Origin of the sequence: Prevotella amnii DSM 23384 = JCM 14753 (genome assembly GCF_000378745.1) — a bacterium.
Classification (GTDB): Bacteria; Bacteroidota; Bacteroidia; order Bacteroidales; family Bacteroidaceae; genus Prevotella; species Prevotella amnii.
Map to the genome: position 1 here is coordinate 1 of NZ_KB905330.1, position 1,026 is coordinate 1,026.

At 45.1% G+C, this 1,026-nt stretch carries 1 pseudogene; it reads right to left on the bottom strand.

The window, feature by feature from the left end:
- Positions 1 to 1,026: pseudogene (locus F596_RS0110590) on the bottom strand (bifunctional DNA primase/helicase); the annotation flags it as partial.

Sequence of the window (1,026 nt, forward strand, 5' to 3'; positions counted from 1 at the left end):
GTCTGCTATACCGTCAATGACCACAAGGTGTATTCCCCCGTGCTTGTGATGGAATAAGTCCATACTTTCACGAATAATCTTCAGTCTGTCCTTGCGTGATAGCGATGCCAGATAGAGGGAATGATAAAACTCTGGCACGGACTTGACACCAGCCCTGCGAAGTGTCTTCTCCAAGTTCTTATAGAGTTGTGCCTCCGATTGCTCTGTATCGTAGTGAAGTACAGCCAATCCCAAGGTTTGCTCTGCCTTTAATCGTTCTTTCCCAAGTGTGCCAGCAAGGATAGCAGCAATATAGTTACTCTTTCCTGTTCCTTCTCCACCTGTGATACAAAACAGATTGTCCTGCGTTCCAAGCGGAACACCATTTACTGCCACCACCGACTTTGAAGCGTCTGGCGGATTATCGTAGTCTATCTCACAAGATTGCAATATCACCATCGTCTGTGCATACATATTGGTGAACATATCATTAAGAAGCACTTTCAAGTCCTTTGCTTCATTGCCCAAGGCAAAGAAGTCCGATATATCCTTCTCCGACTTACCCCCTTGCAATGGTAAGGTTAGACTCAATACCTTGTATTGAGCAAGTGCATCTGTCTGCCATTTAGCTTCTCTAATGCCTGTCTCATCAGAGTCGTACAATATAATAATGTGGCGAAAGCGGAGCTGTAACCCTTCGATGATATTCTCTGGAATCTGTGCCGTCTCACTGTTGAAACAGATGGCATTGAAACCATGAGCCGAAAGTGAAAGCACGTCTTTCTCCCCACCTGTGATGAAAACAACATCCCCTTTGCTGGGCAGCTGCTGGAAGCCAAAGACATAGTCGTTCACTTTCTCACCCCCATAAAGAAAGCGCAGCTTACTCTTAGGGCGATAGACTTTTACAAACTTTCCCATACTGTATGCAAACATCGGATCTTCATGTGTTGAACCAAGTGTAAACGGCTTACCCTGATTGGAGACAGACTCATAGCGAGCAAGCGACTTTACATGAAAACGTTGCAGAGTCTTAGTATCAATACC